The sequence below is a fragment of the [Pseudopropionibacterium] massiliense genome (assembly GCF_900607225.1).
Lineage (GTDB): Bacteria > Actinomycetota > Actinomycetes > Propionibacteriales > Propionibacteriaceae > Arachnia > Arachnia massiliensis.
In genome coordinates this window covers 1,733,796-1,759,434 of the sequence record NZ_LR027842.1, presented here as the reverse complement: position 1 = coordinate 1,759,434, position 25,639 = coordinate 1,733,796, and the positions used below count along the sequence as shown (strand labels likewise).

Sequence of the window (25,639 nt, the reverse complement as noted above, 5' to 3'; positions counted from 1 at the left end):
GGCGGATCCGGAATCGTAACTTCGAACCATGACCACCGAAAAATGCCTTCACGAACCCGGCACCGCCCGTTCCGATGCCCTCCCGCAACGCCTGCACGGCCTCGACGCAGTCCGTTCCGGCGCCCTGCTGCTCGGCATAGTCCTGCACTCGTTGCTGCCCTTCACCGACATCGTCTGGATGATCAACGACTCCGAGCGCAGCATCCTCGCCCTGTGGGTATTCGGCACGATCCACCTGTTCCGGATGGCGTTGTTCATGCTGCTGGCCGGCTATTTCGGGCGAATGGTCACCCTGCGGCGCGGGTCCGGTAGCTACTTCCGGGACCGCGCGAAGCGGATCCTGCTGCCCGCCGTCGTCTTCTGGCCGTTCACGGTCATCCCGCTCGGTCTCCTCGCGATGTACGGGGCCTCGGTCCGGGGCCTGCCGGCGCCGATGGCCTCGGAGCCGGCCTCACCCCTGATGATGTTCACCCCGGGGCAGCTGTGGTTCCTGCTGGTGCTGTTCGAGCTCGCCACCCTGGTGCTTCTCGCCCGGTCCGCGCTGCTCCGGTTCCTGGGCGCGGAGCGCGCAGGGCGGGCCGCCACCCGGATCGGTGAGATCCTGTCCCACCCGGTCGGTGTCCTCCTTCCGGCCCTGGTCTTCGTGGTCGCATTGCTGGTGCAGGGTGGGGAACCGGCGGGTGGGATCATCGCCCCGACCACCATCGTCCCGGAACCGGCATCGACGCTCGGTTACCTGGGGGCGTTCCTGACCGGCTGGTTCCTGCACGCATCCCCGGGTTCCGTGCAACGCATCGCCGGGAACTGGCTCCCGATGCTCGTGCTGGGTCTCGTCGCGACAGTGGTCGTGTGGCTCCCAGGCGTGCCGAGGGAGGCGCTGATGGTCGCCGTCGCCCTGGCGGGCTGGCTGCTCGGTTTCGGCCTGTTGGGCGCCGCGGTGCGGTTCCTGGACCGGGAACACACCTGGATCCGCTACCTCGCGGACGCCTCCTACTGGATGTACCTGGTTCACCTGCCGCTGCTGGTGCTGTTCGAGATCCCGCTGGCCGACCTGGGATGGCCGGTTCCGGTGAAGCTCCTGGTCACGTGGGTCGTGACCACCGCGGTCCTGCTGATCACCTACGAACTGCTGGTCCGGCACACCTGGCTGGGTGCATGGCTCAACGGCAGGCGCTACCCGCGCCGGGCGCGCTGATCGGGCTGTGAAGGTGAGGGGACGGGATCCCTCCCCCGTCCCCTCACCGTTCGTCACGAACCGGTCCTGGGGAGCCCCGGCCTGACGAGGGTCCGCGACGGGGTCCCCGTCGGCTCCGGTTCCGGCGGGGCCGGGGTACACGACGAATCGTCCCCGGTGATGTTCACCTGCCGGTGGGCGAGGGTCCCCGAGGGGGCGAACCTGAAGGTCAGCGTCTGGGTTCCGGTGGGTGCGGAGCAGCCGCCGGGCAGTGTGACATCGACCTTCGCCCTGCCGTCGGTCACGGTCCCGCTGCCGATTCCGGTCCCGCCCAGGAAGACCTCGACGCCGTTGTTCGTGAGCGCCGGGCTGACCTTGGCCGGGTCCTTCGGGGATGCGCCGGCCGCCTCACCCAGCAGGAAGTCGATGCCCTCCCGTGCCTTCACGTCGCCACCCGGCACGTCGAAGTTGAAGGTGGCGGTCCCGCCGTTCCGGTTGATCTCGGTGGGGGCGTCGATCAGCGGCAGGCCGCGCTTGGCGTAGCTGGGGGAGAGCGTCTGCCGGGCCTTCACCCATTCGGTCCAGGCCTCCAGATCGACGCGTCCCGTGTCCCGGGTCCCGGCGCCCTTCGCGAACTCCCGGAAATTGTCCCCACCCGCGATCAGGAAGGAAGTGGAACCGACGGTGTAGAGCCGCTCCGGATCGAGTGGGGAGTCCCCGACGAAGACCGAGGTGATCCGGTCCCCCTCCGGGCGGGACTCGTCATAGGTGTAGGAGACGTTGCTGGAAAGACCCAGGCGCAGGAACGGGCGCGAGGGGATCTCGCCCTTGTCGTTGCGCTGCCACTGCTGCTCCAGGATCGTCTTGAACTGGGCCCCGGTGAGCCGGGTGGTCATCAGGGTGTTCGCGAACGGCAGCGTGAGCGCGGCCTCCTTGTAGGTGATCTCCCCCGCATCGAAGCTGTCGCGGGTGCCACCCGGGTTCTGGACGCCGATGAAATACGGATCGTCGCCGCCCAGCACCTCCCGGAACATCTGGGCCACCATGTTGCTCATGGGCGACTCCACGTCCCGGACGTCGGAGTTGCCGGTCGGCGTCGAGATGGCCTCGGTTGCCTGGCCGATCACCTGTGCGCCGATCTCATCGGCCTTGGTGACGGCGGCGGAGACGATGTCGGTGATCTCCCGGATGCGCGGCAGGCTCGTGTCGGATGCCTTGGGGTCGATCCCGGTGGTGGTGTTGGAGATCCCGCACAGGGCGCCGTCGTCGGTGACCCCGGCCTTGAGCTCGTTCAGGGCCGCCGCGTAGGAACCGGCCTGGGTGAACAGCTGCCCCTTGTCGTTGGTCCACGAATAGGTCTGGTGGGTGTGTCCGCCCAGCACCACGCGAATCCTCGGGTCGATTCCCGTCCACATCTTCCGGAAGTTCGGGCTGGTGGCGGCCTGCTCGTCACCGGTGCCGTTTCCGCTCGGCGCTCCTTCGTGGATGGAGGCGATCACCAGGTCGATTCCCTCGGGAAGCTGGGAAACTGTCTCGTTCACGGCATCCACGGGGTCACCGATGGTCAGGTCCGAGATCCCGGCGGGGGAGACGAGGGACGGCAGATCCCCGGTTACGGCGCCGATCACGGCGACATCGAGTTCCCCGACCTTGAAGGTCGTGTACGCCTTGAGTGGGGAGGCCACCTGCCTGGTTCCCTTGAGGTAGACGTTCGCCCCGAGCTGATCCACCCCGGGTACCGCTGGGTTCACGCGGCCCGCGAGGTCGGCCCAGCCCTTGTCGAACTCGTGGTTCCCGACGGTTCGTGCGCTGAGTTTGGCAGCGGCCATCACCTTCAGGGTGGGGTTGTCGTCATCGGCCATGGACTCGAACGTGGAACCCCCGATGTCGTCCCCGCTGCTGATGAGAGCGACATTCGCGTCCCCCCGGGAGGCGCGGGCCTTCTCCACGGGGGTGAACAGGGCCGCGGCGTTCGCCAGCCTGCCGTGGAAGTCGTTGTAGGTGAACATCGAAACGGTGTTGGCGGGCGTGCAGTCGGCCGGGTCGGCCGCTGCGCGGGGCTGTGCCATGAGATGTGTCCCGAGCCCCAGGCACAGGGCCGTGAGCCCGGCTGTGAAACGTTTCCTGAGCGGAATCATGAGCAACTCCAGGTGTTCTCCGGTCGACGCTGTTGTCGATCTCTCCGAGATCACCTTCCGGCGCGGTCACCAATCCAGTCAAGGAATTAATTTTTTGTTAACCTGGCATTAAATTAGGTGTAATCTTTGTCAGAGTTTCCAACAGGGTCATGACTCAGTGGAGGATCTGGCTCCACACCGCCCAGAGTGTTGGCATGGGGAGCCTCACGGAACAGCAGCAGATCGAACGGGCGCGGTTGGCGCTCGTCGCATCGGGGCAGACTCCGCTCGGTGCGGCGCGCCGGGCTGACGATGTCCCGCTCAGCAATGACGGACCCGGGAAGGAGGAGCCATCTGAACCCTCCGGGCAGCAGGCCCCCAAGGGGTGGCGGCGGGTGGTGATGCTCGGCCGCGAGCACATCATCGTGGTGGCGGCCCTGCTGGTCGGCGGGATGGTGATCACCATCCATGCTCTGGGGCAGAGTTCCGCGACGGAGCTGCCGGTTGCATCACCCAGCGTGGTTCCCGTCTCGACCGCGGCAGCATCACCCGGTCCCGAGGCCTCCGCGAGTCGTGGCCTGGTGCGGGTTCACGTTCTCGGGGCCGTGGCCAGACCCGGGGTGGTGTCGGTTTCGGATGGCGCCATCGTTCAGGACGTGATCGAGGCTGCCGGTGGGCTGGCTCAAGGAGCTGATCCCGGGGAGCTGAATCTCGCGGCCCCGGTCAGGGATGGGCAACAAGTCATAGTGGGGACCTCGGAGTCACCTCGCGGGGAGGTTGTGGATCCCGGTGGTGGCAGTTCGGCGACGGGGTCGGCAACGACCTCCGGGGCGGGGCTGGTGAACCTCAATCGAGCCACCTCGCAGCAGCTTCAGGAACTCCCGGGAGTCGGTCCTGTCCTGGCCGAGGCCATCATCAAGTGGCGCACGGACAACGGTTCCTTCACCGATGTCTCGCAGCTTCGGCAGGTCTCGGGGATCGGGTCGAAACTGTTCGAGAAGTTGTCGCCGCTGGTGACCCTGTGAAAGGGCACGACTGGCGTCTTTTCCCACTGGCGGTCGCCGCCTGGGCGGGTTGCTGGGCCGGGACCTCGGGGTGGCGGCCCGGAGCGGGGGTGCTTCTCGGATGCGTGGGAATCCTGGTGGTGTGTCTCCTGCTGGTGCGACGCATCTGGGTGGGGCTTGCCGCCTGCACCTTGGTGGTGGCCGTTCTCACATCCGGGTTGCGTTCCGCGGGACTGCACGACGGCATGCCCGCCAGGTGGGCCGCGGATGAGCCGTTGGCATCCGTGCTGGTTCGTCTGGACGGAGAACCAACCCTGGTGAAGCACTCGGGTCGCAGCCTCGCGATCGTCCGTGCCACGCTGCTGCAGCTGGATGTGGGGAGGAAAAGCCTCACCACATCGCAGCCGATTCTTCTGCTTGCCGGGGACCAACTGGCCACCGAACTGGCCGGCATCGCGCCCGGCTCTGTTCACAAGGTCCTGGGCCGGCTCGGCGCCTCGGAGCCGGATTCCCAGGAGGCGTTCGTCGTGCGGGTGAGCAGGATCTCTGATCAGGCGCGTGCCCCGGATGTCTTCAACGCCCTCGTGAGCATGATTCACGCGGGACTGCGTGAGGCTGCTTCTCACTCGCCACCCGAACAGGCGGCCCTGGTTCCTTCTCTGGTGGTCGGGGACCGCAGCGGGATCACCAAGGAACTCACCGAGATCTTTCGCGCCACCTCGCTGAGCCATCTGCTCGCTGTCAGCGGTTCGAACCTGACGCTGCTGCTCGGTGTGCTGTTGCTCGTCGTACGGTTCCTGGGAGTTCGTGGCTGGGCGATCCGGGGTATCGCTGCCGGGGGAGTGGCGCTGTTCGTTCTGGTGTGCAGGGCCGAACCCTCGGTGCTGCGGGCGGCTGCCATGGGACTTGTCGTCCTGCCCGCCGCGGGAATCGGGCGCGGCAGGAGCAGCATCCGAAACCTGAGTATCGCGGTCCTCGTCCTGATGCCCTTGGATCCCTGGCTGGCGCGTTCCTGGGGTTTCGCGCTCTCCGCGGCTGCCTGCCTCGGCATCAGCCTGGGAGCGGAGCCGTTCGCCAGGATCATGACAGGCTGGGCTCCCGCATGGCTCGCCGAGGCCGTTGCGGTACCTCTGGCCGCGCAGCTGGCCACGATTCCCCTGACGACGGTGTTGTCCGGTCAGGTGTCCGTGGTCGGGGTGCTCGCCAATGCCCTGGCCGGCCCCTTCGTCGGCCCCGCCACCGTGCTCGGACTGGCGGTCACCCTTCTGATCTGGGCCCCACCTGTCGCTGCCGCGGTGGCCTGGGTGGCCGGTTGGGTGGTGCAGCCCATCCTCTGGATCGCGCATCTTGGCGCGGCCATGCCGGGGGCCGTCCTCGAGTGGCCCGCCACCCCGTTCGGGATGCTCACCAGCGTCCTGCTGGCGGTGGCGGTAGCGGTGCTGGCCCGGGCGGGGCTCCGGCGGCGGGCAGGTTTTCTGCTGCTGGCCCTCGGGTTGCTGCTGGCAGGATGGATTCGCCCGGCCCCGTTGGGATGGCCGGGGCGATGGCAGGTGGTTTTCTGCGATGTCGGTCAGGGGGATGCGACGGTGCTGCGGGCAGGCGAAGCAACGGCGGTTCTGGTGGACACGGGACCGGAACCTGGCCCCACCATCGCCTGCCTGGAGTCCTTGGGCGTCGAACGCATCCCGCTGCTGGTCCTGACCCACTTCCACGCGGATCACATCGGGGGAACGGAAGCCGTCGTGTCCCGGTTCCGTCCGGAACTGGTGCTGGTCAGCCCGCTGCGTTCCCCCGGTTTCGCGGCGGCATCCGTCGAGGCCACGGCGGAGGCCCACGGCGCACGCCTGCTCGTGGCGGAGCCGGGGCAGCGCATGGAAGTGGGGGACGTGAACTGGGTGACGGTCTCGGCCTGGCAGCCGGGTGGGGCGTCCGTCGCAGGGGAGAGCGAGAGCTCGGTCGAGAACGACTCCTCCGTCGTGGGAATCGCGGACATCTCGGGTCTGCGGGTCCTGTTGCCGGGGGACGCGGAACCCGGCGGTCAGGAACAGGCGATCCGGCGGGCCCGGAACCTGGGCATCCCGCTTTCCGTGCACATCCTGAAGATTCCCCACCACGGATCCTCCCGGCAGGCCCCGGAATTCCTGGAGGCCTCGTCGGCGCAGCTGGCCGTGGCGAGTTGTGGGCTGGGAAACGACTACGGGCACCCGAGCCCCAAGACCTTGAGCAGGGTGACCTCGCTGGGCATGGCGGTGGCGCGCACCGACACGGAGGGCAGCATCGCGGTCTCCTCGGGTGATGACGGGCGACTCGGTGTGCGTCGCTGGCGTGGCTGATGTCGGGGTCAGCTGGCATGCTGGGCCCGTGAACAGTTTCGGACGCACCCTGCTCGTCACCGGTTCGGAATCCCTGCTGGCCGCCCGCGCCATCGACGGCAGGCGCCGGGCCGCCCTGGAGGCGGAACCCGACGCCGAGGTCAACCGGGTCTGTGGGGCGGAACTGGCCGATTCCATGCTCTCGGAGGTGACGGGGGGATCCCTGTTCTCGAACCACATCGTCGCCATCATCGATGACGTCGGCTCCACCCCGCCCGATGTCGTCGACGCCCTGGTCGCCCTGGCGAAGAACCCCGGCGACGAGCTGTGCCTGATCCTGTCACACGAGGGCGGGAACAAGGGCAGGGGCTTGATCGACAAACTGAAGAAGGCCAGGATCGAGACGGTCGCCGTGGCGGCCCCCAAACCCTGGGAACTGCCGAAGTTCTGCGTGGAGGAGGCGCGTTCCCGGAAGGTGAAGCTCTCCCAGGACGCGGCCGGGGCGCTCGTGGCGGCGGTCGGAAACGATCTGAGGGCGCTCACCTCGGCGGTCGCGCAGCTCGCCTCCGACTCCGACGGGGAGCCGGTGGACGAGGCCCTGGTGCGGAAGTACTTCGCGGGACGGGCGGAGGTCACCTCGTTCGCGGTCTCCGACGCCGTGCTGGCCGGTGATGCGTCGCTGGCGTTGGAACGTCTCCGCTGGGCCCTCGGTTCTGGCGTGGCCCCCGTGCTGATCACATCCGCCATGGCCGGTGCCTTCCGTGGCATGGGCAAGTATCTGGAGGCGCGGGGGAGCGGGACCGACTTGGCCCGGCGAATCGGGGTGCCGCCGTTCAAACTGAAGGAGTACCAGCGCACCTCCCGGAACTGGCAGCCGGCCGGGGTGGCCGCGGCCATCGGGATCATCGCCCGGGCCGACGCGGACGTCAAGGGGGCGGCCACCAACCCGGACTACGCGCTTGAACGCATGGTGCTCGGCGTCCTCCGCCAGAGACGAACCTGAAACCCCGCGGGCTCAGTGCTTCCGGTACAGCCTCTTGGTCTGGAACACCGGTTCGCACGTGACGTAGGCCCCCAGGCTGCGCAGGATGGCCTCGTCCACGGGACCGAGGATCACCGTCGAGTGGACGTCACAGCCCCGGATGTTGTGAAGTTCTGCCAGTGCGCGGCGGGCGAAGTCGCTGTGGGTGGCGCTGACGGACAGGGCGATCAGGACCTCGTCGGTGTGGAGCCGGGGATTCCGACTTCCCAGGTGCTTCGTCTTCAGCGTCTGGATGGGTTCGATGGTCTCGGTGGCGAGCAGTTTCACATCCGGGTCGATGCCGGCCAGGGCCTTCAGCGCATCCAGGAGCATCGCGGAACAGGCCCCCAGCAACGGTGATGTCTTGCCCACGATGATCTGCCCGTCTGGGAGCTGGATGGCGGCGGCCGGTCCCTTCGTGGTCCTCTGCTTCTCCAGCGCGGGAAGCACCACGGGCCGGTCCTCGCGGGAGATCTGCAGTTTGCTCATCAACAAGGCGATGCGATCCGACTGGATCGGCTCCGACTGGTCCCGGTGCTCCGCGGCGAGGGCCTTGAAGTAGCGGCGGATCACCTCCTGCTTGGAGGCCTCCCGGCACACCTCGTCGTCGCTGATGCACATGCCTGCCATGTTGACGCCCATGTCGGTGGGCGACTGGTACGGGGATTCGTCGAGGAGCTGCTCGAACAGGCGTTCCAGCACGGGGAAGATCTCGATGTCACGGTTGTAGTTGACCGTCTGCTCCCCGTAGGCCGCCAGGTGGAAGTGGTCGATCATGTTCACGTCGTCGAGGTCCGCGGTGGCGGCCTCGTAGGCGATGTTCACAGGATGGTCGAGGGGCAGGTTCCAGATCGGGAAGGTCTCGAACTTCGCGTAACCGGAGCGGACTCCCCGCTGGTGGTCGTGGTAGAGCTGTGACAGGCAGGTGGCCATCTTGCCTGACCCCGGGCCGGGAGCGGTCACCACCACCAGGTCGCGTTCGGTCTCGATGTAGTCGTTGCGTCCGTACCCCTCCGGGGAGACGATGCGTGCCACGTCGTGCGGGTAACCCGGGATCACGTGGTGCCGGTAGACCTTGATGCCGAGCCGCTCCAGTTTTCGTTTGAACGCCGTGGCCTGACGGTTGTCGTTGGACCAGTGGGAGATGACCACGCTGCCGACGTAGAGACCGTAGGAGCGGAAGGCGTCGATGTGGCGCAGCACGTCGTCCTCATAGGAGATTCCGAGGTCGGCGCGGACCTTGCGGCGGGAGAAGTCCTGGGCGTTGACCACCACCACGATTTCCACCTCGTCGGCGAGGCCTGCCAGCATCACGATCTTGTTGTCGGGGGTGAAACCCGGGAGTACACGGGAGGCGTGCATGTCGTCGACAAGTTTTCCCCCGAATTCGAGGTAGAGCTTGCCCCCGAACTGTCGTCGTCGGGCCTCGATGCGTTCCCCCTGGAGAATCAGGTATTTTTCCCGGTCGAATCCAACTTTGTGCATTGCTCCCCATTCATTGTGCCTGCCGAAGCATACGCGAAACAGCGCCCGGACCACCGAGTGGGTCCGGGCGCTGGAATTGCCCTCGCGGCCTGGGCTCAGTCGAGGGCGTTGACGGTGAGGCTGATCGCTGACTTGCGGTTGGCAGCCTGGTTGGCGTGGATGACGCCCTTGGTCACGGCCTTGTCCAGGGCGCGGTTGGCGACCCGGGAGAGCTCGACGGCCTTGGCCTTGTCGCCCTCGGCGACCGCGGCGCGGAAGTGGCGCACATGGGTGCGCAGCTCCGACTTGATAGCCTTGTTGCGCTGACGTGCTTTCTCGTTGGTCTTGACGCGCTTCTTCTGGGACTTGATGTTTGCCACTTGGGCTTGCCTCACTAGTCTGGGTTACTCGGTATGTGGGTGCGTTGTGATGACGCGATTGCTCAGACTAGCGGAGCTTCGGGGTGGCCGCAAAATCCCGGCCCGCCCGGTCCGGCCGCGTCGGGCTCGTGCCCAAGGTGCCACTCGTGAGAAGATGGCTCGTCCCGCTCCCGGCTCCCAAGGAGGATGCATGCCCGCTCCCGGTAGGACCGATCCGGCGATCATCCGCAATTTCTGCATCATCGCACACATCGACCACGGCAAGTCCACGCTGGCCGACAGGATGCTGCAGCTGACGAAGGTGGTGGACGAACGCGCCATGCGGGCCCAGTACCTGGACCGCATGGACATCGAACGCGAACGGGGCATCACCATCAAATCGCAGGCGGTGCGGATGCCGTGGAGCGTCGACGGGGTCGAGCACGTCCTCAACATGATCGACACCCCCGGGCACGTCGACTTCACCTACGAGGTCTCGCGTTCCCTGGCGGCCTGCGAGGGGGCGGTTCTGCTGGTCGACGCGGCCCAGGGAATCGAGGCGCAGACCCTCGCCAACCTGTACCTGGCGCTGGAGGCCGACCTCCACATCATCCCGGTGCTGAACAAGATCGACCTGCCCGGCGCGAACCCGGACAAGTACGCCTCCGAACTGGCGGGGATCATCGGTTGCGACGAGTCGGATGTGCTCAGGGTCTCGGCGAAGACCGGAGCCGGTGTCGCGGAACTGCTGGACCAGATCGTCGCTCAAATTCCCGCCCCGGTCGGGAACCCCGAGGGACCGGCGCGGGCCCTGATCTTCGATTCCGTCTACGACACCTACCGTGGCGTGGTCACCTACGTCCGCGTGGTCGATGGGGAACTCAGCCACCGCGAACGTATCCTCATGATGTCCACCAGGGCCGAGCACGACCTCCTCGAGGTGGGGGTGATCTCCCCGGAACCGAAGAAGTCCGACGCGCTCGGGGTCGGCGAGGTGGGTTACCTGATCACCGGCGTCAAGGACGTGCGGCAGTCGCGGGTGGGTGACACCATCACCGGGGCGTCGCGTTCCGCCTCCGAGGATCTCGGAGGCTACCGGCACCCCAACCCGATGGTTTACGCGGGCCTCTATCCGATCGACGGCGACGACTTCAACGAGCTGCGCGAGGCGCTGGAGAAACTCCAGCTCAACGACGCGGCCCTCACCTTCGAACCCGAGACCTCCGGGGCCCTCGGTTTCGGGTTCCGGGTCGGTTTCCTGGGATTGCTGCACATGGAGATCGTCCGGGAACGCCTTGAACGCGAGTTCAACCTCGACCTGATCTCCACCGCGCCGAACGTCGTCTACCGCGTGGTCATGGAGGACGGCACCGAACACACCGTCACGAACCCGTCGGAATACCCGACGGGCAAGGTCGCGGAGGTTCACGAACCGGTGGTGCGCGGCACCATCCTCACCCCGTCCGAGTACATCGGCACCATACTGGAGCTGTGCCAGACCCGGCGCGGTGTGCAGCAGGGACTCGACTACCTGAGCGAGGACCGGGTCGAGATCCGCTACACCCTGCCGCTGGCCGAGATCGTCTTCGATTTCTTCGACGCACTGAAGTCCCGCACCAAGGGCTATGCCTCACTCGACTACGAACCCGATGGTGAGCAGGTGGCCGACCTGGTGAAGGTGGACATCCTCCTCCACGGCGACCCCGTCGACGCCTTCTCGGCGATCGTCCACAAGGACAAGGCCTACTCCTACGGCCTGAGAATGGCGGGCAAACTCAAGGAACTCATTCCTCGCCAACAGTTCGAGGTACCGATCCAGGCGGCAATCGGTTCGCGGGTCATCGCCCGTGAAACCATCCGCGCCATGCGCAAGGACGTGCTGGCGAAGTGCTACGGCGGCGACATCTCCCGCAAACGCAAGCTCCTGGAGAAACAGAAGGAGGGCAAGAAGCGGATGAAGATGGTGGGTCGCGTCGAGGTGCCGCAGGAGGCCTTCGTGGCTGCTTTGTCCACATCGGAGACCACCAAGAAGTAGACGCCGTTCAGCGCAGCCCGGAAGTTGCCAGGCCCTGGACCAGGAAACGCTGCAGGAACAGGAAGACCACCAGCATCGGCAGGATCGCGATCAGCGAACCCATGAAAAGTTCTGGGTAGCGTACGTTCTGGCTGGTCATGTACTGACTGAGCGCCACCTGAACGGTGCGCGTCGCCTCGCGGCCGATCAGTGAGGGCCACAGGAAGGCGTTCCACGATCCGATCAGCACGATCGTGCCGACCGCTGCGATCGTTCCGGTGGAGTTCGGCACCACGATCCGCCAGAAGGCCGTGAACGGGTTGCATCCGTCCATCAAAGCCGCGTCTTCCAGCTCGGATGGGAAGTCCAGGAAGGCCTGCCGGAACAGGTAGGTGGCGAAGGCCGAGAACATGCCCGGAATCACCAGCCCCTGGAACGAGTCGACCCAGCCGAACCGGGCGGTGATGATGAACATCGGGACGAAGGTTGTGGCGGCCGGAACCATGAGCGTGAACACCGTCAATCCCAGTACCATCCTCGACAGCCTGTGGTTGAAACACGCCAACCCGTATCCCGCCATCAGGGAGACCACCACGGTGCCCACCGTCTGCAGGACGGTCATGATCGCCGAGTTCAGCAATCCCCTCAACACGCCCGTCGAATCGGAGGACAGCATGGAGTCCAGATTGGCCAGGCTGAGCTGATCGGGCAGCCAGTTCCAGTGGGGGGCGGTGATGTTCTGGTTCGTTGAGAAGGCGTTCCTGACGATCACGTAGAGGGGCAGCAGGAAGAACAGGGACAGCACTGTCGCCACCCCGTAACGCAGCGCCGTGACGAGCCGGGATGGCCTCATCCGTTCCGCCTCCCCAAAACCCGGTTCTGCAGCAGGCCGAACACCACGATGATGCTGGCCAGGATCATCGTCCCTGCGCCCCCGACCCCCAGGTCCTGCTGCCCTCCGCCCAGGGCGGTCAGGTACAGGTGCACCAGCGGTGGACGACCGTAGGGTGGGTAGGAGCCGATGGACCCCAGCAGGTTGTAGAACTCGTCGAAGGCCTGAAAGGCCCCGATCAGCAGAAGCATGATCACCGCAGCCGAGGTGGCGCGCAGCTGGGGAAGGGTGATGTGACGCAGCATCCGCCAGCCGTGCGCCCCGTCGAGTGCCGCTGCCTCGTAGGTCTCGGGCGGGATGCGTTGCAGGCCCGCGATGAAAAGGATCATGTAGAACCCGGCCTGCAACCACAGGCGCACCGTGACCAGGGCGATCCAGTACAGGCCGTCACCACCTCCGAGCCAGTTCACCGGGTCCCCGCCGAAGATCCGGATCAGGGAGTTCAGCAAACCGAAACGGGTCCCGGAGAAGAATCCGAACCGCCACACCAGGGCTGCGACCACGTAGGAGACCGCGGTCGGGATGAAGAAGGCGGAACGAAAGAAGGCCTGCCCCCACCTCAGCCCGTTCAGCAGCAGCGCCAACCCCAGCGAGCACACATAGGTGAGCGGCACGATGAGCACGGCGAACGCCGCGAATACCAGCAACGAATCCCGGAACAGGGGATCGCCCAACAAATGCGCGTAGTTGTCGAAGCCGACGAAACGCGTCGGGGTGAGCGTGTTGCGGGCCTCGTGGAGGGACAGCCAGGCGCTCCACAGGATCGGGACGTAGACGAACACCAGCAAACCCAGGGCGAACGGCCCCACGAAGACCGGGAACCAGCGTTCCCGGCGCCGGGTCAGGCTCATCCCTTCAGTTTCGCGAGCTCGGTGGCCGCCAGTTCTGCGAAACCGGCGAAGGCCTGAACCGGATCCTGACCCTGCACCACGACATTGCTGATGGCCGCGGAATAGGCTTCTCCCAAGGAACCCGACCACATGATGTCGTTGGCGAAGCCGTGGTTCCCGACGAACCCAGCTGCCTCCGCCCCGGGGCCGGACTGCAATTTCTTGGCCTTGGCCACGAGAGACTTGCGGGCCGGGATGTGGGTGCCGTAGGAATCGGAGAAGTCAACCTGCTTGTCGGTCTGATCGATCCAGAGCCATTTCACGAACTCCTTGGCGGCCGCGACGTTCCTGCCCTTGGCGGCGACGCAGGAACCGAAAGCGCCGAACGGCACTGCGACACGTCCCTTCGCACCGATGGCGGGGAACGGCAACACGCCGACGTCGTCGCCGTGGGCGGCGATGATCTCGGGCAGCGACCACAAACCACCCCATTGCATCGCCGCCTCGCCGTTGACGAAGGCGGCGCCGGAGAACCAGTCGGCCGAGGCCGCCTTCAGCAACCCGTTGGACTGGTAGAAATCCCTGTAGGCGGAAAGAGCCGCGTAGAAATCGTCGGTGAGAAAGGCCGCGGCGGTGCGATCCGCATCGAGCTGGTCATGGCCGGAGGCCCAGATCAGCAGGGTTCCCAGCACGTCCACCCCGCCCTTGTTGCCAGCGAAGAACCCACCCATCTCCGAGGTGGCCACGGCATTCGCCGCCTTCACCAGGTCATCGAAGGTGGCGGGGGTGGCCACCCCCGCGGCCTGCAGCAGGGAGGGTCGGTAGTAGAGCAGCTGCATGTCGATGGTTTGCGGAATGCCGTGGATCTTTCCGTCGAAGGTGAAACGTTTGATGACGGCCTCGTTGAAGTCGTCGCGAACCGGGGATATCAGTTCGGTCAGGTCCTCCAGCTGCCCGGAGCGGATCATGTCGAGGGAGCCGCCCTGCTCCACCTCGAACACATCAGGAACGTCATCGGTGAGCAACTGGGCCGCGAGGATGCTTTCATAGTCACCGGGGTTCCACTTCACGTCGACCTTCGTGGCGGTGTACTCGGCCGCGTAACGCTCGACGGCCTCCTTCACCCCCTCCTCCCCGTACTGGTGGTACCACTGGGTCAGGGCCGGGCCGCCGCCCGAGGACGCAGCGCCGCTGAGCCCGGTGTTGGAACCGCAGGCGCTGAGGGCGGCAGCAGCGGCGAGGCCGCCGAATCCGAGGATGCTTCGACGAGTCAGGTTCATGTCCAGAGTCTTTCACCAAACGTCTTCCGTGTGAGTCCGGGGGTGGGAATTTGAGCGCTGTATATTCTCCCGGTGGCCAATCAGTTGCCTACCGGAGACCCAGTACCCCTCGACGGGACCCTGCCGGGCTCCGCGCTGGCCGAGTTGGAAACAGGTCCCTTCTCCGTCTATCTGCACGTCCCCTTCTGCCGCAGCCGCTGCGGTTACTGCGATTTCAACACCTACACCGCATCCGAGCTGCGGGGCATGTCCACCGGCGACTACCTCACCGCGGTGTTGCAGGAGATCGATCTCGCCGCCCGGGTGCTCGGCGACGGGGCACCCGAGGCGGCCACGGTCTTCGTCGGCGGCGGCACCCCGACCATGCTTCCTGCGGGGGATCTGGCACGCCTTCTGGACGCTGTCCGGGAGCGTTTCGGTCTGGCTCGCGACGCCGAGATCACCACCGAGGCCAACCCCGAAACCGTGAACCCGGAATACCTCCAACGACTCCGGGAGAACGGTTTCACACGGATATCACTGGGAATGCAGTCCGCGGTGCCTCACGTCCTGGAGGTCCTGGAACGGGCACACACCCCGGGACGCGGCCTCGATGCGGCACGCTGGGCCCGGCAGGCCGGTTTCGAACACATCAGCCTCGACCTGATCTTCGGCACCCCCGGTGAATCCACGGCCGACTGGGAGAAAAGCCTCGAAGCGGTGGCCACAGCACCCGTCGACCACGTTTCCGCCTACTCCCTCATCGTGGAGCAGGGAACCCGCCTGGCGATGCGGGTCCGCAGGGGTGAGGTGCCGATGCCGGACGACGACGAACTCGCCGAGAAATACCTGATGGCCGAGCACCACCTGACGGCTCTGGGATTCCGCAACTACGAGACCAGCAACTGGGCCCGCGACGAGGCCGCGCGCTGCCGGCACAACCTGGCCTACTGGCGGGGCGGGAACTGGTGGGGTGTGGGCCCGGGCGCCCACAGCCACATCGGGGGGGTCAGGTTCTGGAACCGCAAACACCCGCGCAGCTACGCGGCCGCCCTGGCCGACGGCCACACCCCGGCTCAGGGCCGGGAGGTGCTGTCCCCGGAGGATCGCCGGGTGGAGCGGGTGATGCTCGAACTCCGGCTGGCCGAGGGACTACCGCTGGACGTGCTCACCGAGACCGAATCCGCCCGGGTCGACGGGATCGTCGCCGAAGGACTGGGGGCCGTGGCAGACGGCCGGCTCGTGCTCACCCTGCGCGGCCGTCTCCTGGCCGACGGCGTGGTGCTGAGGCTGCTCGACTGAGCGGCCTCGGTGAACTCCGTTGCCAGGGCCGCCAGGGCGTTTCGCAGGGAATCGCCGCGCACCACGTGCAGCTCCGCTCCCAGAGAGCGCGCTACACCGACGAGATGCCAGGCCATGTGGCCGGGATCATCGGCCCCCACCCGCAGCGTCGAGACCCCGTCGTTGTCCTCCAACAACTCGAAATGGCGTTCCGGAATCCTGTCCTCCAGGGCCCGTGAGGGACAGGTGAGCGTCACCACCGCCTCGTGCGGCCAGCTCTCCGGGCGCCGACCCAGCAACATGTCACGGGGGTTGGGTGGGGAGCGGGGAGCGAAGGTGAAGGTGAGAACACGAACCTGGTTCATGCGGTCTAGCCGGAAGATCCGCCAGTCGGAACGCAACCGGTCGAAGGCGATCAAATACCACTTTCCGGCCTGGGCGAGCAGCTGGGCGGGTTCCACGTCCCGTTCGGACTCCTCCCCGTCGCCGCGCACGTAGGTGATCCGCACCAGGCAGTGGTCGCGCTTGGCCTTCGCCAGCGCCGCCAAGGGCTGCCAGGAAATCCCGGGGCGGGTGGATGGCAGAGTCGTCACGGCCTCCGAAACCGCTGCGACCTCGGGACGAATCCGCGCGGGCAGCACCTGGTCGAGCTTCGCCAGGGCCCGCAGAGCGGCCTCGCCGATCTGGTCCCTGCCGTCCAAGGCGGCCATCTTCAGGCATGCCGTCAGGGCAATGGCCTCGTCGTCGTCGAGCACCAGAGGGGGCAGGGCACGGCCACCCGACATGCGGTATCCGCCGTCCAGACCCTGCACGCTTTCCACCCGGTAACCGAGCGCCCGGAGCCTGATGACGTCACGCCGGATGGTTCGCTGCGTGACCCCGAGCCGCTCCGCCAACTCGGAACCCGTCCACGTGGAGCGGGACTCGAGCAGCCCCAGCAGCCGCAGTACCCGGTGGGTGATCTCGCTCATGAACCCAAGCCTTGCACGGGTAGCGGACAGAATCTGTCCGGATTGTGCGGCAACGTTGGTGTCGAACGAACCGAACAGGAGGAAACATGTACTTCCCGGCCATCCACGATGAACGCACCACACTACGCAATTTCCTGCAGGTGCAGCTCCAGGCCATCCGGGACGCCGCCCACGGGCTGACCGACGAACAGGCCCGGCAGCAACCCTTGGCCTCGGTGTTCTCCGTCGCAGGGGTGATCAAACACTGCTCCTACGTCCTGCGCAACCGACTGGCTGCGGCCGGTGTCCTGGACGCGAAACCCGGCTACGAGGACTTCATGGCCAGCTTCACCCCGGGCGAGGACGAGGACCTCGCGACGCTGCTGGAGAACTACGACAAACTGTGCGAGCAGTACCTGGCGCTGGTGGAGGAGGTCGATCTGGATCGGGTGGTGCAGGTTCCGCCGGCACCCTGGTACGGGCGCAACGAGCCCGCCGAGGCGGCCATGAGGTACGTCGTCGTCCACGACCTGGAGGAGTTCGCCCGACACGCCGGCCACGCCGACATCATCCGGGAGCAGATCGACGGCGCCAAGGCAGCGGAACTCAATGCCGCCGTCGAGGGGAGGCCCGCCAACGAGTTCGTCACACCCTGGAGGAAATGACGCGACACGGTTGGGGTCGCGAGGTTTCCTGCGGCCCCAACCCGCTTCGCAGGGGTTTCTCGGCCACGAGCAGCACGTTCGTCCACGACCAGTCGTCTGGGACGAGATCGGTGGCGAACACTTCCGTGGCCGGGGTGAAGCGGTTCTCGACCAGCCACGGGTTCCGCACACGGCGAGTGTCCGATGTACAAATGCACGTACTCCTCACGGTCGCGAGTCTCGGTCCCGAAGGTGATGCCGTCGTCCTCCTCGCTGCGGAAGTCCTGGGTGGAACGCACGATTAATTCTGGTGCATGAACAAATGGTTCCTCAGTCCTCCCTCATGATCGGGGGGTGAAGGCCGTCCGCGGTTCCCGCACGGTACAGGGCGGCGGGTCTCCCGCGACCGCCGCTGCGGGTCCCGCACTCGATGACGAATCCCCGCGACCCCAGCACCTTGCGTGAGAAGTTCCGGGGATCGATCGTGGTGTCCCAGGCCGCCTCGTAGACCCGCCGCAGCTCGGTCATGGTGAACCCGGGCCCGCAGAACCGGGTCGCCACGGTCGTGTACTCCAGTTTCGCCCGGGCGCGTTCGACCCCCGTCCGGAGGATCTCGTCGTGGTCGAAGGCCAGGGAGGGCAGGTCGTCAACCGGACACCAACGGGCCCCGGAGGCATCCGACCCGGGATTCAGGCCGCCGAGGGAGGCGGCCAGGGCGAGGTGGGCGACCGAGACCACGCGGCCTCTCGGGTCGCGCCCGGGTTCGCCGAAGGTGGCGAGCTGCTCCAGGTGGGTCGTGTCGAGATCCAGGCCGGTTTCCTCCACCAGCTCGCGCCGGGCCGCATCCATCACCGACTCCCCGGGCAGGACGAAACCACCCGGCAGAGCCTGTTTCCCCTCGTACGGGGGGATGCCCCGCTCCACCAGGGCCACCTGCAGGCGGGCGTCCGCGATGGTGAGCACCACGATGTCGACGGCGACGGTCATGACGGGAAGCTTCATGCACCAAGATTAACGTCAAGTTGACAGAATCTCCAGAAGTCTTTACTGTCAGTTACACATTAATTAGGAGGTTCCAATGGCCACCATTCATCGCTACCCGTTCTTCTCCCACGCCACCAGCTCGGCCACCAGGGCGCTCTTCCAAGGAAGGCGCGGAAAACTGGTCAACCGCGGCGCCGGGGCCTCGTTCTGGTTCCGGCCGCTCGACACCAGCCTCTCCGAGGTTCCGGTCGACGACATGGAGTTCGGGAACATCTTCCGGGTCACCACCTCCGACCGCCAGGAGGTCAGCGTCCAGACCGCGCTCACCGTGCGTATCGCCGATCCCGAGCTGACCGCTCGGAGGGTGGATTTCGAGATCGACCAGCGAACCGGTGAATGGACCGGCCAGCCCATGCAGAACCTGCAGAACCGCCTCGCCGAATCCGCGAAACAGTTCGCGGCGGAAGTGGTCGCGGGGGAGCCCCTCAGGACGGTCCTCGACGACGGGTTGCGGCTGGTCCGCGACGCGATCGCCGAGGGTCTGTCGGGGGAACGCCAGCTCGGCGGCGCGGGCATCGAGGTGCTCGGGGTCCGTGTCGTCGCGGTCCGGGCCGACGAGGAGCTCGAACGGGCCCTCCAGACCCGTATCCGGGAAGAAGCGCAGGCGGACGCGGATCGCGCCACCTACGACCGGCGGGCGCAGGCGGTGGACCGGGAACGGGCCATCAAGGAGAACGAGCTGAACAACCGAACCGAACTGGCTCGCCGCGAGGCCGAGCTCGTGGAGCTCCAGGGAATGAACGAACGCCGCCGCACCGAACAGGAACTGGAACGAGACCGGCTCCGCAATGAGGCCGAGGCGGCGAACAGGCGGCTCCGGGTGGAGGCTGGGGCCGACGAGGTCACCCTGATGGCGGAGGCCAGGGCCGGCGAGGTCGCCCGGATTGCTGAAGCGGAGAATGCCGCCCTCCAGGCCAGGCTGGCGGTCTTCTCAGCAGGGGAACCGGTCGCGGTGCTGGCAGCCGTGGCCCCGGAGGTGTTGTCCGCGTTGCCGAAGATCGACTCGCTCACACTCACCCCCGACCTGCTCGCAGGCGGGGTCTCCAGGCTCTTGGAGGAGGTCCGGGGATGAGCGCGCCACGTCTCGTCGTCGTGCATCGACGGACCTGGCTGGCCGAGCTGCTCGAGGTCCACTCCACGCTCGGCGCCGTCGAGTTCTTTCTGAGCGGCCGCGGGCTGGGGATCGAGACCCTGCGGGCTGCCGATGAGGCGCAGCGAAGAACGCTCGACGCCGTCTCGAACGCGGTACCGGCCCAGTGGCGTTACGCGGAGGCCGAGAGGGGTCAGCTCTCCCGGTTCCTCTTCGAACCCGACGACTTGGTGGTCGTGGTCGGGCAGGACGGCCTGATTCCCAACGTCAGCAAATACCTGCGCGACCAGCCGGTGCTCGGCATCAGCCCGGGTGCGCCGGGAGTCCTGTGCAGCCACTCGCCCGAGGACCTGCGGGACCTGCTGGCGGGCCGGGGCAGGCCGGAGACCGAGGTTCGGACGATGGTCGAGGCGATCGTGGACGACGGGCAACGGCTCCGGGCCCTCAACGAGATCTTCGCCGGCGACCGCGGCCATCAGTCCGCGCGCTACGACCTCAGGGTCGGCGGGAGCGCTGAGACGCAATCCTCCTCCGGGGTGGTCGTGGGGACCGGGACCGGTGCCGGTGGATGGCTGGCATCGCTGTGGGGGCAGAACCGCCCCGGTTTCGGCTTACCGGGGGCCACCTCCGGTGAACTCGCCTACTTCGTGCGGGAGGCCTGGCCGTCGGGGACCACCGGCACATCCCTCACCGCCGGGCTGCTCGCGGAGGGGGAGGGGCTGGAGCTCTCGGCCCGCTCCACCCTCGTGGTCTTCGGGGACGGCATCGAACGCGACTTCCTGCGCCTCGAATGGGGGCAGGGGCTGATCGTCCGGAAGGCCGAGGGCGGGCTGAACCTCATGCGCCTGAAGTAGATTCTTCCCATGACGAATCGCCCTGTAGCCCTCGTGACCGGAGCAACCCGCGGCATCGGCCGCGCCATCGCCGTCGAGCTCTCCTCGACGCACCGGATCCTGGTGGGCGGTCGCGACGCCGCCCGGGTCGGGGAGCTGGTCGCCGAATTGGGCGACGCGGCACCCTTCGTCTGCGACCTGGCCGATGAGGACGCGGTCGCCACGGCCTGCGCCGGGATTGGACGTCTGGACGTGCTGGTCCACTCCGCCGGCATCGGGCGCTCGGACGACATCGGCGCCGCCTCCCGGGCGCTCTGGTACGAGGTCTTCGAGACCAACGTGTTCGCCGTCGCCGACCTCACCCGCCTTCTCCTGCCCGCCCTCGAGGCCGCCCAGGGGATCGTGGTGGCCATCAACTCCGGGGCCGGGTTCTTCTCGAGCCCCGGCGGGGGAGTCTACGCCGGTTCCAAGTTCGCCCTGCGGGCGCTGACCGATGCCCTGCGTGAGGAGGTGCGCGGAAAGGTGCGGGTCTGCTCCATCCATCCGGGGCGGACGGACACCGACATGCAGCGTGAGCTACAGGCGGCGATGGGCAACGAACACTACGACGGTTCGCGCTACGTCTCACCCGGGTCGGTGGCGGCAGCCGTGCGGTTGGCCGTCGACACCCCGGGCAACGCCACCGTCGAGCAGCTGAGCATCCGGCCCAGCGTTTTCTGAGCCGGGTTCGCCACGCCCCTGCCGGGGCGGAGGCGTGCGTCGATGCCTGGCGGGTTGACTTGCACCGTCGCTGTGCTACTGTATTAAGTACTTAATACGGAAATACGGAGGGACGTGTCGTGGACTTCGACGCCAGCCGGCCGATATGGCTCCAGCTCCGGGAGGAGTTCACCAGGCGGATCGTCATCGGGAGATGGGTCCCGGGCAAGCAGATCCCCGGGGTCCGGGAGCTCGCGGTCGAGCTCGGGGTCAACCCGAACACCGTCCAGCGCACTCTCGCCGAGCTGGAGCGTGACGGGCTCTGCCGCTCGGAGAGAGCGGTGGGGCGGTTCGTCACCGACGACGCGCACCGCATTTCCCGGCTCCGGCGCGACCTGGCGAAGGGAGCGGCGGACGAGTTCACAACCCGGGTGAAGGGTTTCGGGCTGACCGAGGCCGAAGCCATGGCACTGATCACAGAAAGGTGGAACCAGCAATGAACCAGGCCGGCCCCAGGAGCAACGGGCCACTCATTGAGGTCCGCGACCTGAACAAGAATTTCGGACCGGTCCCGGCGCTCGCGGGCGTGGACCTGGAACTCGCGGGCGGGCAGGTGATCGGCCTGCTCGGGGAGAACGGTTGCGGCAAGACCACGCTGTTGAAGGTGCTGGCCGGGGTTATGCAGGACCACGCGGGGCAGGTGAGGATCGCGGGCAGGCGGCTGGGTCCCGACACCAAGGCCTGCGTGAGCTTCCTACCCGATGCCAGCTATCTGGATGATTCGGCCACCGTCTCCCGGTGTATCGGGATGTTCTCGGACTTCTTCCCGGACTTCAGGGCCGACAAGGCCAGCGACATGATCAAGTTCTTCGGTCTCACGGGAGACATGAAACTGAAGCAGATGAGCAAGGGCATGCGCGAGAAGGCGCAGATCGCCCTGGCCATGTCGCGCGACGCCAAGGTCTTCCTGCTCGACGAACCCATCTCCGGGGTCGACCCGGCCGCACGAGAGGTGATCCTCGAGGGGATCGTGCGCAACCTGGAGTCGGATGCCCTGGTCCTCATCTCAACCCACCTCATCCACGATCTCGAACCGGTCCTCGACGCCGTCGTCATGATGCGCCACGGCAAGGTCCTGCTGACCGGGCAGGTGGACGATCTCCGCGCCGAACACGGACTGTCCATCGACGCGCTCTTCCGAAAGGTCTATTCATGGTCCGCAAACTGATCAAACACGAGGCCCTCCGCACCGGACCCATAGTGGGCCTGATCCTCGGCGTGGGCACCCTGGTGCTGCTGGGATCGGGATTCCTGTCCCATTTCAACATTCCCGTGGTCTCCGCGGTGTTCGGGGTCTTCGGCCTCTTCCTCGTCGGGGCGATGTGGCCCTTCATCCAGATCGTCCTCGCGGTCGACTTCTGGCGCACGTCCTGGGGACGGACGGGGTACCTGACCCACGGCCTCCCGGTCAGGGGCTCCACGATCCTCGGTGCGCGACTGGTGTGGGGAACCGTGATCCAGGCGGTCGCCCTGGTGTGGGTGGCGCTGGCCTCGCTGGCGATGGCCTACCTGGGTGGCCCGGTCTTCCAGGGAGACGGGCCGGGCATGGAGGAACTGATCCCCCGGTTCCTGGCCTCGCTGGGCGAGCTGCTGCCTTGGTGGCAATGGGTGCTGGTGGTGCTGTTGGTCCTGTTCCTGGGCTGGTTCTACCTCGTCATGTTCTACTTCGCCGCCACGATCGGCAGCGATCCGAAACTTGCCGGGTTCGGCGTCGCGGGGCCGATCCTGACCTGGATCGCCAGCTATCTGGTTACCAGCATCCTGTGCTTCGGGGCGATCTTCCTTCCCATCGGCCTGACATATGCAGGCGGGGGGTTGAACCTCGGTGTCGTGGACACGCTGCACGCCTACCAGATGAAGGAGAACACCATCATTCCCCTCGGCTGGGTCGTTGCGATGGTGGTGCTCGTTGCAGTCTGCATCCCGTGGATGCTCCACAACTGGAATCGCCGGATCTCGCTCCGGTGAACCCGGAACCCCGGGCCCCGGTCGTGTCCGGACACGACCGGGGCCCGGGGCGTCTATCGTGTGGCGAATGGATCGGTACCGCGACGACGTGCTGCGCCCCGGTTGGCAGCAGGCCCACCTGAGGAAAACCCGCGACGTTCCCGTCGAGAAGGATCTCGTGGTCGAGTTCGACGACTTCTGCGGGGCCGTGGTCGGCTGGGAGAACGGCATCGTCGTGCTGGAGGACCGCAAGGGAAAGAAACGCAGCTTCCCCCTCGGACCGGGATTCCTGCTCGAGGGAGAACCGGTCGCTCTCCGCCCACCCCTGCGGGCCACGACCCCGAAACCCCGCTACACCGCATCCGGATCCCGGGCATCAGAAACCCCGGAACCGGCGAAGGTGGCGCTGCCCTCCCGGATCTACGTCGAGGGCCGCCACGACGCCGAACTGGTGGAGAAGGTCTGGGGCGAAGACCTGCGCCACGTCGGGGTGGTCGTCGAATACCTGGGGGGCATCGACGACCTGCCGGCCATCGTCGCCGAGTTCAACCCCGGCCCGGGACGTCGGCTGGGGGTGCTGGTCGACCACATGGTGGCGGGCAGCAAGGAGTCACGGATCGCGGCACAGGTGGCCCGGGCCGGATACCGCGACCACGTGTTCGTCACCGGGCACGAGTTCATCGACATCTGGCAGGCCATCAAACCCGAACGCATCGGGCGCAGGGCATGGCCCCGGGTACCCAGGGATCAGGATTTCAAGAAGGGCACCCTCAAGGCTCTCGGCCTGCCCCACGCCGACCAGGCCGACATCGCACGGGCGTGGCGGGCGATGCTCGCCCGGGTACGAACCTGGCGCGACCTCGAACCCCAGCTGAACCAGCGCATGGAACTGCTGATCGACTTCGTCACGCAGGATCACCTCGACCTTGGATAGTGTGGCCCCATGGACACCGCAGCCATCCTGGAATTGATCAAGGAGACCGCCGAAAAGGCCATCAATCCCCGGTTCCGGGCCCTCGAACAGGCGGACGTGGAGGCGAAGACGTCGCCGGACGATCTTGTCACCATCGCGGACAGGGAGGCCGAGGCCATCCTTTCCTCCGCATTGCGCCGGATCTACCCGGATGCCCTGGTGATCGGGGAGGAGGCGGTGTTCGCCAACCCGGGGCTGCGCCGAGAACTTCCCACCGCGGAGCACGCCCTGGTGATCGACCCGATCGACGGAACCCGCAACTTCGTCGCGGGACGTCCGGAACACGGGGTGATGCTGGCGGAGACCCGGAACGGGATCACCACCCGGGGATGGATCTGGCAACCGCGGACCGGCCGCGGGTACGTCGCCGAGAAGGGCGCCGGAGTGCGCCTCAACGACGAGCCGGTCACCCCGCACGAACACGACCGGCCACCCCTCGGTGCCTCGTCCAAGACCCACGTCCAGGGGTTCACCGGGGGTGGTGAGCTTTCCCCGGTGGTCCGTTCCCTCTTCGCCTGCGCATTCGACTACCCGAGGGTGCTGCACGGGGAACTCGACTTCATTCACTACACCAAGGTGATGCCGTGGGACCACCTGGCTGGATCGCTGATGGTGGTCGAGAACGGCGGGGGTTCCCGGACCATGAACGGCGCCGACTACACAGCGGGCAGCGAGGCCAGCGGGCTGCTGGTGGCCCGCGACCCCGGGGTCTGGGAGACTGCCCACCGGTGCCTGGCCGGGATGTTCGGCTGATCAGACCAGCGGCAGGTGTCGTCTCGGTTCGATCCCCTCCTCTGCCAGCCGCCGGTAGATCAGGGGCAACGCGACCCGCATCGTGTTCTCGCCGAAGGGCCACTCCGCGAACCCGAGGGCGTCCTCCAGCGCCACGCCCCGGTACACGAGGCCTTCGACCGTGCCCTGGACCATGGCGATCTCGGCCCGTTGCCGGAAACAGAACTCCCTGTCCACCGTCAGCTCCTCCCCACCGGCCGGGGCGTGTCCGGGGACGAAACGCGTCGCCTCGCTGGAGGCCCCCAGCGCGTCGTCGAGGACCCTCGGCCAGTTGCCGGTATCGGAGGCGGGCCCGAACTGGGGATCGCCCGCGCTCTCGACGAGATCGCCCATGAAGATGACGTCATCCCCGGGAACCACCACGACGATGTCGGCCCGGGTGTGCGCGGGACCCGTGTGAAGCATCTCGAGGCGAACACCCCCCAGGTCCAGGGATCTCGCGAGGGAGAACGTTTCATCCGGTGCCGGCAGCCGCGCGAGCCCGATGGCTGCTGCGGCATCCAGCACCTCGGGTTCCGGGTCGCGGAGCAGGTCCTCGTGGGCGATGGAGGTCACATCTTCCATCCCGGCCAGGCCGAACCAGTGGTCGTGATGCGGATGGGTGACCACCACGTGGTTGACGGGCACCCCCACGAGGCTGCGGGCCCGCTCCAGCAGTGCAGTGCCCTGCTCGGGGGTGGAGCCGCAGTCGATCAGGGCGGCCCGCTGCTCGCCGGCGACCAGTCCGACGCTCACCCCGTGGGGTTGGAGAACACAGAGGTGGATCGCGGGGCTCACGGATCGCCACGCACCGATGGACGAATTGGTCATGGGCCGAGAGTACAGCTGCGGAAGGGATTGCCCGTGTGCTCTACACTGGCACTCGCATGCTTCGAGTGCC

General features: G+C 66.9%; 24 protein-coding genes and 1 pseudogene. 15 read left to right on the top strand and 10 right to left on the bottom strand.

Annotation, left to right across the window (positions count from 1 at the left end; translation table 11 throughout):
* Window positions 1-28 precede the first annotated feature (28 nt).
* Complete coding sequence (locus tag E0E39_RS07835) at window positions 29-1,195, top strand: acyltransferase family protein (protein ID WP_130874241.1); 1,167 nt, start codon at window positions 29-31, stop codon at window positions 1,193-1,195.
* Between the two features lie 53 nt (window positions 1,196-1,248).
* Here the strand turns inward: E0E39_RS07835 and E0E39_RS16340 are convergent, their stop codons facing one another.
* Window positions 1,249-3,312, bottom strand: coding sequence for a bifunctional metallophosphatase/5'-nucleotidase (locus E0E39_RS16340; RefSeq protein WP_130874240.1), 2,064 nt, complete (start codon window positions 3,310-3,312; stop codon window positions 1,249-1,251).
* A 194-nt stretch (window positions 3,313-3,506) separates the two neighbouring features.
* Here E0E39_RS16340 and E0E39_RS07825 point away from each other — a divergent pair, with 194 nt between their 5' ends.
* From E0E39_RS07825 to holA, 3 genes are read left to right on the top strand one after another with little or no spacing between them, the layout of a single operon-like run.
* Complete coding sequence (locus E0E39_RS07825) at window positions 3,507-4,316, top strand: ComEA family DNA-binding protein (RefSeq protein ID WP_165444686.1); 810 nt, start codon at window positions 3,507-3,509, stop codon at window positions 4,314-4,316.
* Window positions 4,313-6,628 (top strand): ComEC/Rec2 family competence protein, encoded by a 2,316-nt coding sequence (locus E0E39_RS07820; protein ID WP_130874238.1) that lies wholly within the window; start codon window positions 4,313-4,315, stop codon window positions 6,626-6,628. Before E0E39_RS07825 ends, E0E39_RS07820 begins: the two co-directional genes overlap by 4 nt.
* A gap of 28 nt (window positions 6,629-6,656) precedes the next feature.
* Window positions 6,657-7,610 (top strand): DNA polymerase III subunit delta, encoded by a 954-nt coding sequence (gene holA / locus E0E39_RS07815; RefSeq protein WP_130874237.1) that lies wholly within the window; start codon window positions 6,657-6,659, stop codon window positions 7,608-7,610.
* Window positions 7,611-7,622: 12 nt separating this feature from the next.
* Here the strand turns inward: holA and E0E39_RS07810 are convergent, their stop codons facing one another.
* Complete coding sequence (locus E0E39_RS07810) at window positions 7,623-9,113, bottom strand: DUF1846 domain-containing protein (protein WP_130874236.1); 1,491 nt, start codon at window positions 9,111-9,113, stop codon at window positions 7,623-7,625.
* Window positions 9,114-9,208: 95 nt separating this feature from the next.
* Entirely contained in the window at window positions 9,209-9,472 is a 264-nt protein-coding gene (gene rpsT, locus E0E39_RS07805; RefSeq protein ID WP_130874235.1) for a 30S ribosomal protein S20, read from the bottom strand.
* Window positions 9,473-9,662: 190 nt separating this feature from the next.
* On the opposite strand from rpsT, the gene lepA reads away from it, so the two are divergent.
* Entirely contained in the window at window positions 9,663-11,486 is a 1,824-nt protein-coding gene (lepA, locus tag E0E39_RS07800; RefSeq protein WP_130874234.1) for a translation elongation factor 4, read from the top strand.
* Between the two features lie 7 nt (window positions 11,487-11,493).
* Here the strand turns inward: lepA and E0E39_RS07795 are convergent, their stop codons facing one another.
* The 3 genes from E0E39_RS07795 to E0E39_RS07785 are packed head-to-tail and all read right to left on the bottom strand — an operon-like array spanning window position 11,494 to window position 14,467.
* The gene (locus tag E0E39_RS07795) at window positions 11,494-12,318 is read right to left on the bottom strand and encodes a carbohydrate ABC transporter permease (RefSeq protein ID WP_130874233.1); all 825 of its coding nucleotides are present in this window, start codon (window positions 12,316-12,318) and stop codon (window positions 11,494-11,496) included.
* Window positions 12,315-13,208: a carbohydrate ABC transporter permease gene (locus E0E39_RS07790; RefSeq protein ID WP_130874232.1), complete on the bottom strand. Its 894-nt coding sequence runs from the start codon at window positions 13,206-13,208 to the stop codon at window positions 12,315-12,317. Before E0E39_RS07790 ends, E0E39_RS07795 begins: the two co-directional genes overlap by 4 nt.
* Window positions 13,205-14,467: an ABC transporter substrate-binding protein gene (locus tag E0E39_RS07785; RefSeq protein WP_130874231.1), complete on the bottom strand. Its 1,263-nt coding sequence runs from the start codon at window positions 14,465-14,467 to the stop codon at window positions 13,205-13,207. The genes E0E39_RS07790 and E0E39_RS07785 overlap by 4 nt, the downstream gene beginning before the upstream one ends.
* A gap of 72 nt (window positions 14,468-14,539) precedes the next feature.
* Here E0E39_RS07785 and hemW point away from each other — a divergent pair, with 72 nt between their 5' ends.
* Window positions 14,540-15,748, top strand: coding sequence for a radical SAM family heme chaperone HemW (hemW, locus tag E0E39_RS16335; protein WP_130874230.1), 1,209 nt, complete (start codon window positions 14,540-14,542; stop codon window positions 15,746-15,748).
* A 338-nt stretch (window positions 15,749-16,086) separates the two neighbouring features.
* Here hemW and E0E39_RS07775 read toward each other — a convergent pair.
* Window positions 16,087-16,698 (bottom strand): annotated as a pseudogene (locus tag E0E39_RS07775) (helix-turn-helix transcriptional regulator); the annotation flags it as partial.
* An 86-nt stretch (window positions 16,699-16,784) separates the two neighbouring features.
* Here E0E39_RS07775 and E0E39_RS07770 point away from each other — a divergent pair.
* The gene (locus tag E0E39_RS07770; RefSeq protein WP_245988234.1) at window positions 16,785-17,342 is read left to right on the top strand and encodes a DinB family protein; all 558 of its coding nucleotides are present in this window, start codon (window positions 16,785-16,787) and stop codon (window positions 17,340-17,342) included.
* On the opposite strand, the gene E0E39_RS07765 is transcribed toward E0E39_RS07770, so the two are convergent.
* Together E0E39_RS07765 and E0E39_RS07760 are read right to left on the bottom strand one after the other, a co-directional pair.
* Window positions 17,323-17,511: a hypothetical protein gene (locus E0E39_RS07765; RefSeq protein ID WP_130874227.1), complete on the bottom strand. Its 189-nt coding sequence runs from the start codon at window positions 17,509-17,511 to the stop codon at window positions 17,323-17,325. The two genes, E0E39_RS07770 and E0E39_RS07765, sit on opposite strands and share 20 nt — an antisense overlap.
* Window positions 17,512-17,651: 140 nt before the next feature.
* Complete coding sequence (locus E0E39_RS07760; protein WP_245988233.1) at window positions 17,652-18,323, bottom strand: NUDIX hydrolase; 672 nt, start codon at window positions 18,321-18,323, stop codon at window positions 17,652-17,654.
* 76 nt (window positions 18,324-18,399) lie between these two features.
* Between E0E39_RS07760 and E0E39_RS07755 the strand changes: the two genes are divergently transcribed.
* From E0E39_RS07755 to E0E39_RS07720, 8 genes are all read left to right on the top strand, one after another.
* Complete coding sequence (locus E0E39_RS07755) at window positions 18,400-19,437, top strand: SPFH domain-containing protein (protein ID WP_130874226.1); 1,038 nt, start codon at window positions 18,400-18,402, stop codon at window positions 19,435-19,437.
* The gene (locus tag E0E39_RS07750) at window positions 19,434-20,309 is read left to right on the top strand and encodes an NAD(+)/NADH kinase (protein WP_130874225.1); all 876 of its coding nucleotides are present in this window, start codon (window positions 19,434-19,436) and stop codon (window positions 20,307-20,309) included. Before E0E39_RS07755 ends, E0E39_RS07750 begins: the two co-directional genes overlap by 4 nt.
* A gap of 9 nt (window positions 20,310-20,318) precedes the next feature.
* The gene (locus E0E39_RS07745; RefSeq protein WP_130874224.1) at window positions 20,319-21,008 is read left to right on the top strand and encodes an SDR family oxidoreductase; all 690 of its coding nucleotides are present in this window, start codon (window positions 20,319-20,321) and stop codon (window positions 21,006-21,008) included.
* 119 nt (window positions 21,009-21,127) lie between these two features.
* Window positions 21,128-21,487: a GntR family transcriptional regulator gene (locus E0E39_RS07740; protein ID WP_130874223.1), complete on the top strand. Its 360-nt coding sequence runs from the start codon at window positions 21,128-21,130 to the stop codon at window positions 21,485-21,487.
* Window positions 21,484-22,215: an ABC transporter ATP-binding protein gene (locus tag E0E39_RS07735; protein ID WP_130874222.1), complete on the top strand. Its 732-nt coding sequence runs from the start codon at window positions 21,484-21,486 to the stop codon at window positions 22,213-22,215. The genes E0E39_RS07740 and E0E39_RS07735 overlap by 4 nt, the downstream gene beginning before the upstream one ends.
* Window positions 22,200-23,015, top strand: coding sequence for a hypothetical protein (locus E0E39_RS07730; protein ID WP_130874221.1), 816 nt, complete (start codon window positions 22,200-22,202; stop codon window positions 23,013-23,015). Before E0E39_RS07735 ends, E0E39_RS07730 begins: the two co-directional genes overlap by 16 nt.
* A gap of 67 nt (window positions 23,016-23,082) precedes the next feature.
* Window positions 23,083-23,928 carry a DUF3097 domain-containing protein gene (locus E0E39_RS07725; protein ID WP_130874220.1) on the top strand — a complete coding sequence of 282 codons (846 nt, stop codon included), beginning with the start codon at window positions 23,083-23,085 and terminating at the stop codon, window positions 23,926-23,928.
* A 9-nt stretch (window positions 23,929-23,937) separates the two neighbouring features.
* Window positions 23,938-24,720 carry an inositol monophosphatase family protein gene (locus E0E39_RS07720; protein ID WP_130874219.1) on the top strand — a complete coding sequence of 261 codons (783 nt, stop codon included), beginning with the start codon at window positions 23,938-23,940 and terminating at the stop codon, window positions 24,718-24,720.
* Here E0E39_RS07720 and E0E39_RS07715 read toward each other — a convergent pair whose 3' ends face one another.
* Window positions 24,721-25,569 carry an MBL fold metallo-hydrolase gene (locus E0E39_RS07715; RefSeq protein ID WP_165444685.1) on the bottom strand — a complete coding sequence of 283 codons (849 nt, stop codon included), beginning with the start codon at window positions 25,567-25,569 and terminating at the stop codon, window positions 24,721-24,723.
* Between the last annotated feature and the right edge of the window lie 70 nt (window positions 25,570-25,639).

Bases quoted from the DNA above. Each gene is read 5' to 3' on its own strand.
- E0E39_RS07835 (WP_130874241.1), top strand. From the start codon at position 29: ATGACCACCGAAAAATGCCTTCACGAACCCGGCACCGCCCGTTCCGAT.
- E0E39_RS16340 (WP_130874240.1), bottom strand. From the start codon at position 3,312: ATGATTCCGCTCAGGAAACGTTTCACAGCCGGGCTCACGGCCCTGTGC.
- E0E39_RS07825 (WP_165444686.1), top strand. From the start codon at position 3,507: ATGGGGAGCCTCACGGAACAGCAGCAGATCGAACGGGCGCGGTTGGCG.
- E0E39_RS07810 (WP_130874236.1), bottom strand. From the start codon at position 9,113: ATGCACAAAGTTGGATTCGACCGGGAAAAATACCTGATTCTCCAGGGG.
- lepA (WP_130874234.1), top strand. From the start codon at position 9,663: ATGCCCGCTCCCGGTAGGACCGATCCGGCGATCATCCGCAATTTCTGC.
- E0E39_RS07795 (WP_130874233.1), bottom strand. From the start codon at position 12,318: ATGAGGCCATCCCGGCTCGTCACGGCGCTGCGTTACGGGGTGGCGACA.
- E0E39_RS07790 (WP_130874232.1), bottom strand. From the start codon at position 13,208: ATGAGCCTGACCCGGCGCCGGGAACGCTGGTTCCCGGTCTTCGTGGGG.
- E0E39_RS07785 (WP_130874231.1), bottom strand. From the start codon at position 14,467: ATGAACCTGACTCGTCGAAGCATCCTCGGATTCGGCGGCCTCGCCGCT.
- E0E39_RS07770 (WP_245988234.1), top strand. From the start codon at position 16,785: ATGTACTTCCCGGCCATCCACGATGAACGCACCACACTACGCAATTTC.
- E0E39_RS07760 (WP_245988233.1), bottom strand. From the start codon at position 18,323: ATGAAGCTTCCCGTCATGACCGTCGCCGTCGACATCGTGGTGCTCACC.
- E0E39_RS07755 (WP_130874226.1), top strand. From the start codon at position 18,400: ATGGCCACCATTCATCGCTACCCGTTCTTCTCCCACGCCACCAGCTCG.
- E0E39_RS07750 (WP_130874225.1), top strand. From the start codon at position 19,434: ATGAGCGCGCCACGTCTCGTCGTCGTGCATCGACGGACCTGGCTGGCC.
- E0E39_RS07745 (WP_130874224.1), top strand. From the start codon at position 20,319: ATGACGAATCGCCCTGTAGCCCTCGTGACCGGAGCAACCCGCGGCATC.
- E0E39_RS07735 (WP_130874222.1), top strand. From the start codon at position 21,484: ATGAACCAGGCCGGCCCCAGGAGCAACGGGCCACTCATTGAGGTCCGC.
- E0E39_RS07730 (WP_130874221.1), top strand. From the start codon at position 22,200: ATGGTCCGCAAACTGATCAAACACGAGGCCCTCCGCACCGGACCCATA.
- E0E39_RS07725 (WP_130874220.1), top strand. From the start codon at position 23,083: ATGGATCGGTACCGCGACGACGTGCTGCGCCCCGGTTGGCAGCAGGCC.
- E0E39_RS07720 (WP_130874219.1), top strand. From the start codon at position 23,938: ATGGACACCGCAGCCATCCTGGAATTGATCAAGGAGACCGCCGAAAAG.
- E0E39_RS07715 (WP_165444685.1), bottom strand. From the start codon at position 25,569: ATGACCAATTCGTCCATCGGTGCGTGGCGATCCGTGAGCCCCGCGATC.